Source organism: Pseudomonas sp. S30, assembly GCF_016518545.1.
GTDB lineage: Bacteria > Pseudomonadota > Gammaproteobacteria > Pseudomonadales > Pseudomonadaceae > Aquipseudomonas.
Map to the genome: position 1 here is coordinate 30834 of NZ_JACVTO010000008.1, position 14176 is coordinate 45009.

The window sequence follows — 14176 nt, forward strand, 5'->3', positions numbered from 1 at the left end:
CGAGTGTATGCTTGCATCTGCGCTCATACGTTCAGGCGCTGCCTCTTTCAGGATTCCCATGCGCCATCTGATCCACGACCTGCTGTCACCCGCTCCCGGTATCGAACGCCAGTTGCACAGCTTCCATTTCGGCCCTGAAGGCCAGGGCAAGGTGTACATCCAGGCCTCGCTGCACGCCGACGAATTGCCCGGCATGCTCGTAGCCTGGCACCTGAAACAACGCCTGCGCACGCTGCACGAACAGGGTCTGTTGCAGCGCGAGGTGGTGCTGGTGCCGGTGGCCAATCCGGTGGGTTTGCAGCAGGTGCTGCTGGACGCACCCCTGGGTCGTTTCGAGTTGCACAGTGGCGAGAACTTCAACCGTCGCTTCCTCGACCTGTCCGACAGCATCGGCGATGCGGTCGAGCCACTGCTGAACCAGGACCCGCAGCACAACCTGGCGCTGATTCGCAGCCACCTGCGTCGCGGCCTCGAGGCCCATCGACCCGGCACCCCGCTGCAGGCCCAACGCCTGGCATTGCAGCGCCTGGCCTGCGACGCCGAGCTGGTGCTGGATCTGCACTGCGACTTCGAGGCCGTCGCGCACCTGTACACCACCCCGGACGCCTGGCCGGAGATCGAACCGCTGGCGCGCTACCTGCGCGCGCAGGCCAGCCTGCTGGCCACCGATTCGGGCGGGCAATCCTTCGACGAATGCTTCAGCCTGCTGTGGTGGGCCTTGCAACAGCGCTTCGGCAAGCGCTTCCCGATTCCACTAGGCACCCTGGCGGTCACGGTCGAGCTGCGCGGCCAGGCCGATGTCGACCATGCGCTGGCCAGCCAGGACTGCCAGGCGATCCTGGACTTTCTCACCCTGCGCGGTGTGATCAGCGGCCAGGTCCCCGCTCTGCCGGCCCTGCCCTATCCGGCGACGCCGCTGGCGGCGGTGGAGCCGCTGATTGCGCCCCAGGGCGGGTTGCTGGTGTTCCAGGCGATGCCTGGCCAGTATCTGGAGCCGGGCACTCTGGTTGCCGAAGTCATCGACCCGCTCAGCGACCAGGTGACGCCTGTGCGCAATGTCCAGGCGGGGCTGTTGTACGCGCGCAGCGTACGGCGCATGGCGACCACCGGCATGGTCGTCGCCCACGTCGCCGGGGAACAGGTCTGTCGCAGCGGTTACCTGCTGTCCAACTGATTCGAATCAAACCAAACCGTAGGCTGGCGGGTCTGTAGAAGCACAGTCTTCGACGAGACCGGCCGCCGATGCCCGATTCTTCCGACCTCGCCAACCGCTGGTTCAAAGCCCGAGGCTGGACGCCCTTCGCCTTCCAGCGCACGGTGTGGGCCGCAGTGGAACGCGGCGAGTCAGGTCTGCTGCACGCCAGTACCGGCAGCGGCAAGACCTATGCCGTCTGGCTCGGCGCCTTGCGCGCGTTCGCCCGCCCCGTGGCTGGACGCCACCCGGCCCCCCTGCAGGTGCTGTGGATCACGCCCATGCGCGCCCTGGCCAGCGATACCGCGCGTGCCCTCCAGGCACCGGTCGATGAGTTGGGGCTGCCCTGGAGCATCGGCGTGCGCAGTGGCGATACCTCCAGCGCCGAACGTGCGCGGCAGAGCCGACGTCTGCCCAGTACCCTTGTGACCACCCCTGAAAGCCTGACCCTGCTGCTGACGCGAGAACACGCCGAGCGCGATTTCGCTGACCTGCGCATGGTGGTGGTGGACGAGTGGCACGAACTGCTGGGCAACAAACGCGGCGTGCAACTGCAACTGGCGCTGGCACGGCTGCGGCGTTGGCAACCGCAGCTGGTGGTATGGGGGCTGTCGGCGACCCTGGGCAATCTGCCGCATGCGCTCGAGGTGCTACTGCCAGCCGGTGGGCGCCTGGTGCGCGGGCGGCAGGACAAGCGCATTCAGGTGGACACCCTGCTGCCCGGCGAAATCGAACGGTTTCCCTGGGCCGGGCACATGGGGTTGAAAATGCTGCCCCAGGTCAGCGCCGAGCTCGAAGCCAGCGCCAGCAGCCTGGTATTCACCAATACCCGTGCCCAGGCCGAACTCTGGTACCAGGCGCTGCTCGATGCCCGGCCCGACTGGGCAGGCCTGATCGCCCTGCACCATGCATCGCTGGCGCGCCATACCCGCGACTGGGTGGAGCGCAGCCTGAAGGAAGGCACGCTCAAGGCGGTGATCTGCACCTCCAGCCTGGACCTGGGCGTGGATTTCCTGCCGGTCGAACGGGTGCTGCAGATCGGTTCGGCCAAGGGCGTGGCACGCCTGCTGCAACGTGCGGGGCGCTCGGGCCATGCGCCTGGCCGCACCTCGCGGGTGACTCTGGTGCCGACCCATAGCCTCGAACTGGTGGAGGCCGCTGCTGCCCGAGAGGCACTGCTCGCCGGGCAGATCGAAGCTCGGCGCTCGCCTCGCCTGAGCATGGACGTACTGGTCCAGCACTTGGTCAGCATGGCGCTGGGCAGTGGCTTTCGACCCGAGCAATTATTCGAGGAGGTGCGCAGCACCTGGGCCTTTCACGACCTGCAGGACGCACAATGGCAATGGGCGCTGGCGTTCGTGCGCCATGGGGGCAGTTCGCTGACGGCTTACCCGGATTACCAGCGCGTCGAAGTACACCCTGACGGTGTCTGGAGAGTGGCCACCGAGCGACTGGCCCGCCGCCACCGGATGGGCATCGGCACCATCGTCAGCGATGCCAGCCTGCAACTGAAATACTGGAGCAAGGGGGGTGGCGGCAAATCCTTGGGCAGCGTCGAGGAATCCTTCATCGCCCGCCTCAAGCCCGGCGATACCTTGCTGTTCGGTGGGCGCATCCTGGAATTGGTGAGAGTCGAGAACATGACCGCCTACGTGCGCCGCAGCACGGCGCGCAAGGCGGCAGTGGCGCGCTGGAATGGCGGGCGCATGCCGCTCTCCAGCGAACTGGCCGAAGCGTTGGTCGAGCGCCTCGACCGTGCCGCCCATGGCCACTTCGACGGTCCGGAAATGCGCGCCGTGCGGCCATTGCTGGTACTGCAAGCCGGTTGGTCGGCGCTACCCACCCAGCGCACCTTGCTGGCCGAGACACTCCACACCCGCCAGGGCTGGCACCTGTTCGTCTACCCGTTCGCCGGGCGCATGGCCAATCTCGGCCTGGCCAACCTGATCGCTTGGCGGGTCAGCCGACAGCAGCCTTTGTCGGTATCGATCGCCGTCAACGACTATGGCTTCGAACTGCTGGCCGCCAGTGCGGTGGATTGGGCGGCCTATCTGCCCGAGGCGCTGTCGGTGCAGGACCTGCTGGAGGATGTTCTGGCCAGCCTGAACGCGGGCGAAATGGCCTTGCGCCGCTTTCGCGAGATCGCCCAGATCGCCGGATTGGTGTTCGGCGGCTATCCGGCTGCGCAGAAGAGCACCCGCCAGATCCAGGCCTCCAGCGGGCTGTTCTACGAGGTGTTTCGCAAGCACGATGCCGGTAACCTGCTTCTGGGCCAGGCCCGCGACGAAGTGCTCATGGAGGAACTGGAAATCGAGCGATTGAGCCACCAGTTACGGAAAATGGCTGGGCTCACGCTGGACCTTCACGAACTGCAGCGTCCCGGCCCGTTGGCGTTCGCCCTGTTGGTGGAAGGCCTGCGTGAAACGCTGAGCACGGAGAAACTCGCCGACCGCATCGCCCGCATGGTCGCGGATCTGGAAAAAGCGGCCAATCGCACATGACAGGGTTCAGGGAACCCCGGAGGCATCTTCAGACGTGCAACATCTGGTCATCGAGCACTGTGGCGAATCACTTTGGCTTCTGCCTGAAAAGGCGCTTTACTGGCCCGACCGCAAGGCCCTTCTGGTAGCGGACGTGCACATCGGCAAGGCCGCCAGCTATCGCGCCTTGCACCAGCCCGTCCCGCGGGGCACCACGCAAGCGACCCTGGCGCGACTGGACCTTCTGCTGAACCACTACGACTGTCGACGCTTGATCGTGCTGGGGGACTTCCTCCACGCCCGTACGGCGCGAGCGCCCGCGACGCTGGCGCGACTCGACGCCTGGCGCGCCCAGCACCCGCAGCTGGAAGTGATTCTGGTGCGCGGCAATCATGATCGCCACGCGGGGGACCCACCCCAGGAGCTGGGCATCAAGGTGGTGGACGAGCCCTTCGAAATGGGCCCATTCGCGTTGCAACACGAGCCAGGACCGCACGACACCCTGGCGGTGATCGCCGGACACATCCACCCTGCCTGCGTGCTGCGGGGAAGAGGCCGGCAGCGCTTGCGCCTGCCCTGCTTCGTATTCAATGCGCAGGTCAGCCTGCTACCGGCATTCGGAGAGTTCACCGGGGGCTGGACGCTGGAGCCCGAGGCCGGCACCCGCCTGTTCGTGACAGGCGACGAACAGGTCTGGGCCCTACCGGGATGATCAGGCCATCGGCGTGGGCGGCGGCTGGTCGGGGATGGTTGGCTCGCCAGGTTCGGAGGGCGAGGGATCGGGGTCGGGCTGGTGCGGTACACCCCCAAGGTGCAGATGCACAGGGGGATGCGCCAGAAGGGTCCACGCCAGCATGCCGATCTGGTTCGGCTGCAGGCCAGCCAGTTTGGCGCTGATTGCAGGGTCGAGTTTCATGGGCTGCTCCAGACAGGGCCGGTGCGCGTTATGCGCGTCGGGGAGTCACTGTTTGGAGTGGTAAAACGAGAACTAATTCCCGCGCTTCGTCGGATCAGGTACGCGGCAGCGTCACGCCGCGCTGCCCCTGGTACTTGCCGCCGCGGTCGCGATAGGACACTTCGCACGCCTCGTCCGATTGCAGGAAGAGCATCTGTGCGACGCCTTCGTTGGCATAGATCTTCGCCGGCAAGGTGGTGGTGTTGGAGAATTCCAGGGTGACATGGCCTTCCCACTCCGGCTCCAGCGGCGTGACGTTGACGATGATGCCGCAGCGCGCATAGGTGCTCTTGCCCAGGCAGATGGTCAGCACGTCACGGGGGATGCGGAAGTATTCGACGGTGCGGGCCAGGGCGAAGGAGTTCGGCGGAATGATGCAGACATCGCTCTTGATGTCGACGAAGCTGCCGGCGTCGAAGTTCTTCGGGTCGACCGTCGCCGAATTGATGTTGGTGAACACCTTGAACTCGTCTGCGCAGCGCACATCGTAGCCGTAGCTGGAGACACCGAACGAGATCACCCGGCTGTCCTGTTCGCCGCGCACCTGACGCTCGACGAAAGGTTCGATCATGCCGTGTTCTTGCGCCATGCGGCGAATCCACTTGTCCGATTTGATGCTCATGGCGGGCTGTCCTGAAAGGTCGGGATGAAAAACGAGAAGCGCATCTTACCGGTCCTGGCTCACACGATAAAGTTTCCTGCCTCGACCCCATGCAGGACAGGGGCTGCGGCGGTGCAGAACGATTTTCATCAAAGCCGCTGTTGGCCATTGGCAGCTTGCGCAAAGTGGGGTAAGGTGACGCCACTGTGCTGCACGTGACACCGAGAATCTGTTAGATGCACGATCCTGATCGGCCCATCGCTGAATTTTCCGCTCTCTTTGCACTCAGTCCCGGCCAGGGCATTTCCTGAGCCGAAATCTACTTTGTCCAAGGAGACAGACACATGTCCAACCGCCAATCCGGTACCGTCAAGTGGTTCAACGATGAAAAAGGCTACGGCTTCATCACCCCTCAGTCCGGTGACGATCTGTTCGTACACTTCAAAGCCATCCAGGCTGACGGCTTCAAAACCCTGAAAGAAGGCCAGGCTGTTACCTTCGTCGCTACCCGCGGCCAGAAAGGTATGCAGGCTGAAGAAGTTCAAATCGCCTAAGTCGATTTAGCTTCGTCGCTGTGAAAGAACCCGCCTTCTGGCGGGTTTTTTCATGCCCGGAAGAACGTGTTCGCACCCAGGCGCGAACCCATTCGCACCCAGGGCGTTGTCGCTTTCAATCCTCGCTGATGGTGATGCTCGGCATGGCGGGCGCCGCGGCCTCTTGCAGCACGATGCGCGCCCCGACCTGACGCGCCAGCTCCTGATAGACCATGGCGATCTGGCTGTCCGGCTCGGCGATGGCCGTCGGCTTGCCACTGTCGGCTTGCTCGCGGATCAGCATCGACAGCGGCAGCGAGGCCAGCACATCCACACCGTACTGCTGCGCCAGCTTCGCGCCTCCCCCTTCACCGAACAGATGCTCGGCATGGCCACAGTTCGAACAGATGTGCACGGCCATGTTCTCTACCACGCCCAACACCGGAATATTGACCTTGCGGAACATCTCGACGCCTTTCCTGGCATCGAGCAGGGCCAGGTCCTGGGGCGTGGTCACGACCACCGAACCTGCCACGGGCACCTTCTGCGCCAGGGTCAGCTGGATATCGCCCGTCCCGGGCGGCATGTCGATCACCAGGTAATCGAGGTCATCCCAGGCGGTCTGGGTCACCAGTTGTTGCAAAGCCCCGGAGACCATCGGCCCACGCCACACCATGGGCGTGTTGTCATCGGTGAGAAACGCCATGGACATCACCTCTACACCATGGGCCTCGATCGGCACGAACCACTTCTGGTCGCGGATCTGCGGACGCGTGCCCTCGGCGATCCCGAACATCACGCCCTGACTCGGACCATAGATGTCGGCGTCCAGGATACCGACCCGCGCACCTTCGCGCGCCAGGGCCAGCGCCAGGTTCGCTGCGGTGGTGGACTTGCCCACCCCCCCCTTGCCGGAAGCCACGGCGATCACGTTCTTCACGTTGGCCAACGCGGGCACCTGGGCCTGGGCCTTGTGCGCGACGATGCGGGTCTCGACGTTCACCTGCGCCGCGGTCACACCTTCGAGGTTTTCGATCGCCGTCTGCAACACCTGAGCCCAGCCATTGCTGAACAGCTTGGCGGCGTAACCCAATTGCAGCTGCACGCTGACCCGCCCGTCCCGAATGTCGATGGCGCGTACGCAACCGGCACTGACTGGGTCCTGATTCAGGTAGGGATCGGTGTACTGGCGCAGCACGCCTTCGATGGCAGCAGGTGTGACGACACTCATGGAGACTCCCGTGAAGTATTCGAAGAGATGAAACAGGCGCCTATGCTACCCCGTCAGGGGACGGCGATGCGTCTGCGGGATGAAATATCTGCGCCAGCCCTTTATAGTGGCCGATCATCCTCATTTTACCCGTCGCCAGATAAGTAGCCGAGCCACCATGTCCGAGCCACGTCAGATTCTCGTCACCAGCGCCCTGCCCTACGCCAATGGATCCATCCATCTTGGCCATATGCTGGAGTACATCCAGACGGACATGTGGGTACGCTTCCAGAAGCTGCGTGGCCACCAGTGCATCTACGTCTGCGCCGACGACGCCCATGGCTCGGCCATCATGCTGCGCGCGGAAAAGGAAGGCATCACCCCCGAGCAACTGATCGCCAATGTTCAGGCCGAACACAGCGCGGACTTCGCCGATTTCCTGGTGGACTTCGACAACTTCCATTCCACCCACAGCGAAGAAAACCGCGAGCTGTCCAGCCTGATCTACACCCGCCTGCGCGAGGCCGGGCACATCGCCAACCGTTCCGTGACCCAGTACTACGATCCGGAAAAAGGCATGTTCCTGGCCGACCGCTTCATCAAGGGCACCTGCCCCAAATGCGCGGCCGAAGATCAATACGGTGACAACTGCGAGAAATGCGGTGCCACCTATGCACCTACCGAGCTGAAGGATCCCAAGTCGGCCATCTCCGGCGCCACCCCGGTGCTGCGCGACTCCCAGCACTTCTTCTTCAAGCTGCCCGACTTCCAGGCCATGCTCGAGCAGTGGACGCGCAGCGGTACCCTGCAGGACGCAGTGGCCAACAAGCTCGCCGAGTGGCTGGACGCCGGGCTGCAGGAGTGGGACATCTCCCGCGACGCGCCCTACTTCGGTTTCGAGATTCCCGGTGAGCCCGGCAAGTACTTCTACGTGTGGCTGGACGCGCCGATCGGCTACATGGCCAGCTTCAAGAACCTGTGCGCCCGCCGTCCGGAACTGGACTTCGACGGCTTCTGGAACGAGGGCTCCAGCGCCGAGCTGTATCACTTCATCGGCAAGGACATCGTCAACTTCCATGCCCTGTTCTGGCCAGCCATGCTCGAAGGCGCCGGCTATCGCAAACCCACGGCCGTGAACGTGCACGGCTACCTGACCGTGAATGGCGCGAAGATGTCGAAATCGCGCGGCACCTTCATCAAGGCGCGCACCTACCTCGACCACCTTCAGCCCGAGTACCTGCGCTACTATTACGCGGCCAAGCTCGGCCGTGGCGTGGACGACCTCGATCTGAACCTGGACGACTTCGTGCAGAAGGTCAATTCGGACCTGATCGGCAAGGTGGTGAACATCGCCAGCCGTTGCGCCGGCTTCATCCACAAGGGCAACGCCGGCGTGATGGTCGCGGGTGATGCCGCACCAGCGCTGACCGAAGCCTTCCTGAGCGCCGCGCCGTCGATCGCCGAGGCCTATGAAGCCCGTGACTTCGGCCGCGCCATGCGCGAGATCATGGCGCTGGCCGATCGCGCCAACGCCTGGATCGCCGACAAGGCGCCCTGGTCGCTGGCCAAGCAGGAAGGCAAGCAGGACGAGGTCCAGGCCATCTGCGCCCAGGGCATCAATCTGTTCCGCCAACTGGTGATCTTCCTCAAGCCGGTACTGCCGGCGCTGGCGGCCGACGCCGAGGCCTTCCTCAACGTCGCGCCGTTGACCTGGAACGACCATCTGTCGCGCCTGGAAAACCACACCCTGAACCCATTCAAAGCGCTGATGAGCCGCATCGAGCCGGCCAAGATCGAAGCCATGGTTGCCGCCAGCAAGGAAGATCTGCTGGCCGCCGAGGCCAAGGCGCCGACGGGTAACGGGGAGCTGGGCAAGGATCCACTGGCGGCTGAAATCGAGTTCGATACCTTCGCTGCGGTGGACCTGCGCGTGGCCTTGATCGTCAAGGCACAGGCGGTAGCAGGCGCCGACAAGCTGCTGCAGTTGACCCTCGACATCGGTGACGAGCAGCGCAACGTGTTTTCCGGTATCAAGTCGGCGTACCCGGACCCTTCCCAGCTCGAAGGCCGGCTGACGATGATGGTGGCCAACCTGAAACCGCGCAAGATGCGTTTCGGCGTGTCCGAAGGCATGGTCATGGCGGCGGGTCCTGGCGGCGAGGAAATCTACCTGCTCAGCCCCGACAGTGGCGCCAAGCCCGGTCAGCGCATCAAGTGACGCTGCGATGCACCCCGGAAGTCGCTGGCCGATTTCCAGGGTGCACGCCCGATCCGGCGCGGCCTGCGTCCTGCCCTGCGCTTCAAGTCCCCCAGGAAAGCCTCTAGGAACGCATCAAGCCTCATGAACGCCGCCAAACGCCTGGAGATCTTTCGCAGGCTGCACGAAGACAACCCCGACCCCAAGACCGAGCTGGCCTATGCCACACCGTTCGAGCTGCTCATCGCGGTGATTCTCTCGGCGCAGGCCACCGACGTGAGCGTGAACAAGGCGACCGCGCGGCTGTATCCGGTCGCCAACACCCCGCAAGCGATCCTGGCACTGGGTGTTGAGGGGCTCAGCGAATACATCAAGACCATCGGCCTCTACAACAGCAAGGCCAAGAACGTCATCGAGACCTGCCGCCTGTTGATCGAACGACATGGCAGCGAAGTCCCGCAGACCCGCGAAGCGCTCGAAGCGTTGCCCGGAGTGGGTCGCAAAACCGCCAACGTGGTCCTCAACACCGCGTTCCGGCAACTGGCGATGGCCGTGGACACTCACATTTTCAGGGTCAGCAACCGGACCGGCATCGCGCCGGGCAAGAATGTGGTGGAAGTGGAGAAGAAGCTGCTGAAGTTCGTACCCAGGGACTATCTGCTGGACGCGCATCACTGGCTCATCCTGCATGGCCGCTATGTGTGCCAGGCACGCAAGCCTCGCTGTGGCAGCTGCCGCATCGAGGACCTGTGCGACTACCGGCACAAGACCTCGGACGATTGACGCTTTAGCAAAAAAACAGATCGCTCGATTGAAAAAATCTTTTTTACCGGTTCCAGGATTCTCGCTATAAGGACGGCGAAAGGCCCCCTTGCCGTGGAGCGATGCATGAGTACCGACAAAGACGAACTGATCGACGAAGACTTCGCAGCCGATGACGATGCTGAACCCCAGGCCGAACCTGCCAAAACCAACCTGAGCAAGCGCCGCACCATCGACAACTTGCTCGAAGAGCGTCGGCTGCAGCGACAACTGGCAGATTTCGATTACGATTTCTGAGCCGCATCACCCCGGGTGGCGGGCAGGGACACCCGTGGTGTTCACGCCAGACCATGACGCTGGGCCAGCTCGATCAGGTCGACCAGGGAACGTGCATTGAGCTTGAGCAACAGGCGCGTCTTGTAGGTGCTGACGGTCTTGTTGCTGAGAAACATGCTATCGGCGATTTCCTTGTTGGTTCGCCCTCTCGCCAGCTGCTGCAACACCATCATCTCGCGCCCGGACAAGCGCTCCACCATTTCGCTTTCACTGCCCCCACTCACCCCGCTGCGTGTCTTGTGCAGCGCCTGGTTGGGAAAGTAGCTGTAGCCGGATAGCACAGCCTTGATCGCACTCAGCAACTCGGTGAGTTCCTGTTGCTTGCAGACGTATCCGGCTGCACCGGCCTGCATGCAGCGCATGGAAAAGTGTCCGGGCGCCTGGGAAGTCAGTACCAGGACCTTGCTTCCGGGACTGGCCGCCGTCATGCGGGCAATCACTTCCAGCCCATCGAGCTTGGGTATGCCGATATCGAGCACGACGATATCGGGTATATAGTCCCTGGTCATCTGCAGCGCATCCACACCGTTATCGGTTTCGGCCACTACTTCATATCCATGACGCTCCATCAACATACGTACGGCCAAGCGAATGACCGGATGATCATCCACGATAAGCACTTTATTCATGGGATATCCATTGATCCATTTTCAGTGGTGACGCGTCAAGATAACCGAGCCGTCGACGTCGTGGCGCGACGATTCCGGAGCAGCACCCACTCCAAGATGAAACTTACACTGCTAATAGAAACGTCCTACACGCACCACTAGGGCGCGCGGGATATTGATTGATGGCGCGCGTGCTCGAGCACGAATCCGAAGGCCTACGCGACGGTCAGCGCGACCCAATCGTGAACAGCGGACCTCGGTCACTGGCCTGAAATGACGAGCCCCTCACCGCAACTGACCGGGAGCAATTTTTCCTGGAGAGGAAACAGGAGGTATTTCTATCGACGTGTCGACGCGGTACAGATGAGCAAAGCCCGAAGGAGGCCCCCGCCATGAACAGCACCGACCAGATGAGTCCATTGACGATCATTGCCATTTTCTCCGGCATCATCGAGGCCTCAGCGCTCGCTTCGTTGCCCTTTCTGAGCGATAGCAGCCAGTCGATCTACACCTGGTTTCTGGTGGCGTTTCCGTTTTTCCTGACGGTGCTGTTCTTCCTGACCCTAAACTTCAATCACGAATCGCTCTACACACCGGACAAGCGTGCCCTGGAGGAAGAGGATCAGGCGTGCGGCGATGCACAGGACCCGGTGACCATCGCGCTGTCAGGTGCCAGCGCGCAGAAAACCATCGAAGCCCATGTGCTGAACGCACTGAGCAAGCCCCCGGGAAAAGAGCACCGCTGGCTGTTCTACAACCTGGAATGCCGATCACGCATCCTGCTGTCGGTGCGGGCGTTGCAGAAGGGCGACAAGATCGACTTCTGAGCGCCGGGCACAAAAAACCCGGCCATTGCAGCCGGGCTTTTCCAGCGAAGCCAATCAGAGCAGCGAGCGGCCCTTGTTGGCAGCGATGCGCATGCGCAAGGCGTTGAGCTTGATGAAGCCCGCAGCGTCGGCCTGGTTGTAGGCGCCGCCATCTTCCTCGAAGGTAGCGATGTTGGCATCGAACAGCGAATCGTCGGACTTGCGACCGACCACGGTGACGTTGCCCTTGTACAGCTTCAGGCGAACCACGCCGTTGACGTTGACCTGGGAGGCATCGATCATCTGCTGCAGCATCACCCGCTCCGGGCTCCACCAGTAGCCGGTGTAGATCAGGCTGGCATACTTGGGCATCAGCTCATCCTTCAGGTGAGCGACCTCGCGATCCAGGGTGATCGACTCGATGGCCCGGTGCGCCTTGAGCATGATGGTACCGCCCGGCGTCTCGTAGCAGCCGCGCGACTTCATGCCGACGTAGCGGTTCTCGACGATGTCCAGACGGCCGATGCCATTGGCGCCGCCGATGCGGTTGAGGTCGGCCAGTACCGTTGCTGGGCTCTTGTCGACGCCATCGATGGCGACGATGTCACCGTTGCGGTAGGTCAGCTCGATGTAGGTGGCCTGGTCAGGCGCCGTTTCCGGCGAAACGCTCCAGCGCCACATGTCTTCCTCGTGCTCGGTCCAGGTATCTTCCAGGACACCGCCTTCATAGGAAATGTGCAGCAGGTTGGCGTCCATCGAATACGGGGACTTCTTCTTGCCGTGGCGCTCGATCGGGATGCCATGCTTCTCGGCGTAGTCCATCAGCTTCTCGCGCGACAGCAGGTCCCACTCCCGCCAAGGGGCGATCACCTTGACACCAGGCTTGAGCGCATAGGCGCCGAGCTCGAAACGCACCTGGTCGTTGCCCTTGCCGGTGGCGCCGTGGGAGATGGCATCGGCGCCGGTCTCGTTGGCGATTTCGATCAGGCGCTTGGCGATCAACGGACGGGCGATCGACGTACCCAGCAGGTACTCGCCTTCGTAGACGGTGTTGGCGCGGAACATCGGGAACACGAAGTCACGGACGAACTCTTCGCGCAGGTCGTCGATGTAGATCTCTTTCACGCCCATGGCCTGCGCCTTGGCACGCGCCGGCTCGACTTCCTCGCCCTGGCCCAGGTCGGCGGTGAAGGTCACCACTTCGCAGTTATAGGTGTCTTGCAGCCACTTGAGAATCACCGAAGTATCAAGGCCGCCGGAATACGCCAGTACGACCTTTTTTACGTCCGTCATGCCATCACTCCACGGGGTTGTACGGAAAACCGATGAGTTTACCGATCTCGTGAGTGAATTTACAGTGGGGCGACAGCTTCTGACGCCCAAGCGACAGGTCTTGTCGCACGGCGCGATGGCGTACGCCTCAGTTTTTCTTCGCGCTGGCGGTGCCCGTTGTGGTCGTGGCAGGCGCGGTGGCCGTACCCGGAGAGGGGGCGGTCGGCGCAGGGTTCGTCGCCGGCGCGGCAGGCGCGGCCTCGTGGGGTTTCTCCACGGGCTTTTCGACCGGTGTCACTCGGTCCAGCTGAACGTTCACGCGACGGTTTCGCGCGCGGTTGGCGGCTGTGTTGTTCTTCACCAACGGGTAGCGCTCGCCATGGAAACGCACCACGATCTGTGCTTCGGGCACCCCGTGGGCTTGCAGGTACTCGGCCACCGCCATGGCGCGCCGGCGCGAGCCGTCACGGTTGGCCAGGCGATTGCCGCTGTTGTCGGAATGACCGTCGAGCTCGACGTGATTGACCATCGGATCGGCCTTCATATAGTCGAGAATCACATCCAGACGCGCGCGGGCGGCGCTGTCCAGCTCGAAACCGGTGCCTGGGAATGGCACCTGGGTCTGGCGGATCTGGTCGTAGTTCATCGGCAACAACTTGCTGGCGCACACTTGATAGTCGCTGTAGGCCTTGGCGAAGCTGATGGGCAGGATATGCACTTCCATCGGCCGTCCGGCCTCACCGCTATGATTGCGCACCACCGCGCTGCGGCCGTCGAGCAGGCCGTTGATCAGACGGCTGGCCTGCCCCTGCGTCGAGTTGAACAGCACGCCCGTACGCGCCAGGCGAATCGCGCCCAGGTCGACGTCCCCGCGCCCAGGCTGCCAGGGCGCGGCAGCCGCCAGCAGCATCGCCGAGCCTGCGCCCAGGGCATTGCTGTCCGAGCGCAGCTGGAACACCGGCTGCTCGCCGGCGCGGCGAACGAACTGACCGCTGCCGAAGCCATCGATGGGCTGGATCAATCGGCACTCGAACTGGTCGCCTTCGATCTTCCAGGCGATGTTCTCCACGCGGGTCTGGAAGGTCATCGCACCGGCCGGCAGGCTGGCACACAGGCTGAGCAGGAGTAGGTAACGCTGGCGCACAGGCGGCTCCACAAATTCTGACGTCTTACCAGCAGGCTATCGGACGCCTGCCGGAAAACTTGATAGCCGTGCCGCTGCAG

At 63.1% G+C, this 14176-nt stretch carries 14 protein-coding genes; 8 read left to right on the forward strand and 6 right to left on the reverse strand.

What is annotated here, in order from left to right; genetic code table 11:
• Positions 1 to 58 precede the first annotated feature (58 nt).
• From IAE34_RS10975 to pdeM, 3 genes are all read left to right on the forward strand, one after another.
• Positions 59 to 1174 carry a succinylglutamate desuccinylase/aspartoacylase family protein gene (locus IAE34_RS10975; RefSeq protein ID WP_200138976.1) on the forward strand — a complete coding sequence of 372 codons (1116 nt, stop codon included), beginning with the start codon at positions 59 to 61 and terminating at the stop codon, positions 1172 to 1174.
• A gap of 68 nt (positions 1175 to 1242) precedes the next feature.
• Positions 1243 to 3693 carry a ligase-associated DNA damage response DEXH box helicase gene (locus IAE34_RS10980; RefSeq protein WP_200138977.1) on the forward strand — a complete coding sequence of 817 codons (2451 nt, stop codon included), beginning with the start codon at positions 1243 to 1245 and terminating at the stop codon, positions 3691 to 3693.
• A 34-nt stretch (positions 3694 to 3727) separates the two neighbouring features.
• On the forward strand, positions 3728 to 4384 hold the full coding sequence (gene pdeM, locus IAE34_RS10985) for a ligase-associated DNA damage response endonuclease PdeM (RefSeq protein WP_200138978.1): 657 nt from the start codon (positions 3728 to 3730) through the stop codon (positions 4382 to 4384).
• Here pdeM and IAE34_RS10990 read toward each other — a convergent pair whose 3' ends face one another.
• Both IAE34_RS10990 and dcd read right to left on the reverse strand, forming a co-directional pair.
• Positions 4385 to 4588, reverse strand: coding sequence for a hypothetical protein (locus IAE34_RS10990; protein ID WP_200138979.1), 204 nt, complete (start codon positions 4586 to 4588; stop codon positions 4385 to 4387).
• A 94-nt stretch (positions 4589 to 4682) separates the two neighbouring features.
• Positions 4683 to 5249 carry a dCTP deaminase gene (dcd, locus tag IAE34_RS10995; RefSeq protein ID WP_200138980.1) on the reverse strand — a complete coding sequence of 189 codons (567 nt, stop codon included), beginning with the start codon at positions 5247 to 5249 and terminating at the stop codon, positions 4683 to 4685.
• A gap of 323 nt (positions 5250 to 5572) precedes the next feature.
• On the opposite strand from dcd, the gene IAE34_RS11000 reads away from it, so the two are divergent.
• Positions 5573 to 5782 carry a cold-shock protein gene (locus IAE34_RS11000; protein ID WP_016488765.1) on the forward strand — a complete coding sequence of 70 codons (210 nt, stop codon included), beginning with the start codon at positions 5573 to 5575 and terminating at the stop codon, positions 5780 to 5782.
• 115 nt (positions 5783 to 5897) lie between these two features.
• Here the strand turns inward: IAE34_RS11000 and apbC are convergent, their stop codons facing one another.
• On the reverse strand, positions 5898 to 6992 hold the full coding sequence (gene apbC / locus IAE34_RS11005; RefSeq protein ID WP_200138981.1) for an iron-sulfur cluster carrier protein ApbC: 1095 nt from the start codon (positions 6990 to 6992) through the stop codon (positions 5898 to 5900).
• Between the two features lie 157 nt (positions 6993 to 7149).
• On the opposite strand from apbC, the gene metG reads away from it, so the two are divergent.
• The 3 genes from metG (at position 7150) to IAE34_RS11020 (ending at position 10227) form a co-directional block, all read left to right on the forward strand.
• Positions 7150 to 9189 (forward strand): methionine--tRNA ligase, encoded by a 2040-nt coding sequence (gene metG / locus IAE34_RS11010; protein WP_200138982.1) that lies wholly within the window; start codon positions 7150 to 7152, stop codon positions 9187 to 9189.
• A gap of 123 nt (positions 9190 to 9312) precedes the next feature.
• Complete coding sequence (nth, locus tag IAE34_RS11015; protein ID WP_200138983.1) at positions 9313 to 9951, forward strand: endonuclease III; 639 nt, start codon at positions 9313 to 9315, stop codon at positions 9949 to 9951.
• Between the two features lie 105 nt (positions 9952 to 10056).
• Entirely contained in the window at positions 10057 to 10227 is a 171-nt protein-coding gene (locus IAE34_RS11020; protein ID WP_200138984.1) for a PA3496 family putative envelope integrity protein, read from the forward strand.
• A gap of 41 nt (positions 10228 to 10268) precedes the next feature.
• Here IAE34_RS11020 and IAE34_RS11025 read toward each other — a convergent pair whose 3' ends face one another.
• Positions 10269 to 10895 carry a response regulator transcription factor gene (locus tag IAE34_RS11025; protein ID WP_200138985.1) on the reverse strand — a complete coding sequence of 209 codons (627 nt, stop codon included), beginning with the start codon at positions 10893 to 10895 and terminating at the stop codon, positions 10269 to 10271.
• Between the two features lie 371 nt (positions 10896 to 11266).
• Between IAE34_RS11025 and IAE34_RS11030 the strand changes: the two genes are divergently transcribed.
• Positions 11267 to 11701, forward strand: a complete 435-nt coding sequence (locus tag IAE34_RS11030; protein WP_200138986.1) for a hypothetical protein — start codon at positions 11267 to 11269, stop codon at positions 11699 to 11701.
• Positions 11702 to 11755: 54 nt separating this feature from the next.
• Here IAE34_RS11030 and IAE34_RS11035 read toward each other — a convergent pair whose 3' ends face one another.
• The gene (locus IAE34_RS11035) at positions 11756 to 12973 is read right to left on the reverse strand and encodes an argininosuccinate synthase (protein WP_200138987.1); all 1218 of its coding nucleotides are present in this window, start codon (positions 12971 to 12973) and stop codon (positions 11756 to 11758) included.
• A gap of 127 nt (positions 12974 to 13100) precedes the next feature.
• Positions 13101 to 14096, reverse strand: coding sequence for a flagellar protein MotY (locus IAE34_RS11040; protein ID WP_200138988.1), 996 nt, complete (start codon positions 14094 to 14096; stop codon positions 13101 to 13103).
• Between the last annotated feature and the right edge of the window lie 80 nt (positions 14097 to 14176).

Bases quoted from the DNA above. Each gene is read 5' to 3' on its own strand.
- IAE34_RS11035 (WP_200138987.1), bottom strand. From the start codon at position 12,973: ATGACGGACGTAAAAAAGGTCGTACTGGCGTATTCCGGCGGCCTTGAT.
- IAE34_RS11000 (WP_016488765.1), top strand. From the start codon at position 5,573: ATGTCCAACCGCCAATCCGGTACCGTCAAGTGGTTCAACGATGAAAAA.
- IAE34_RS11025 (WP_200138985.1), bottom strand. From the start codon at position 10,895: ATGAATAAAGTGCTTATCGTGGATGATCATCCGGTCATTCGCTTGGCC.
- metG (WP_200138982.1), top strand. From the start codon at position 7,150: ATGTCCGAGCCACGTCAGATTCTCGTCACCAGCGCCCTGCCCTACGCC.
- dcd (WP_200138980.1), bottom strand. From the start codon at position 5,249: ATGAGCATCAAATCGGACAAGTGGATTCGCCGCATGGCGCAAGAACAC.
- apbC (WP_200138981.1), bottom strand. From the start codon at position 6,992: ATGAGTGTCGTCACACCTGCTGCCATCGAAGGCGTGCTGCGCCAGTAC.
- IAE34_RS10975 (WP_200138976.1), top strand. From the start codon at position 59: ATGCGCCATCTGATCCACGACCTGCTGTCACCCGCTCCCGGTATCGAA.
- nth (WP_200138983.1), top strand. From the start codon at position 9,313: ATGAACGCCGCCAAACGCCTGGAGATCTTTCGCAGGCTGCACGAAGAC.
- IAE34_RS11030 (WP_200138986.1), top strand. From the start codon at position 11,267: ATGAACAGCACCGACCAGATGAGTCCATTGACGATCATTGCCATTTTC.
- IAE34_RS10990 (WP_200138979.1), bottom strand. From the start codon at position 4,588: ATGAAACTCGACCCTGCAATCAGCGCCAAACTGGCTGGCCTGCAGCCG.
- IAE34_RS11020 (WP_200138984.1), top strand. From the start codon at position 10,057: ATGAGTACCGACAAAGACGAACTGATCGACGAAGACTTCGCAGCCGAT.
- IAE34_RS10980 (WP_200138977.1), top strand. From the start codon at position 1,243: ATGCCCGATTCTTCCGACCTCGCCAACCGCTGGTTCAAAGCCCGAGGC.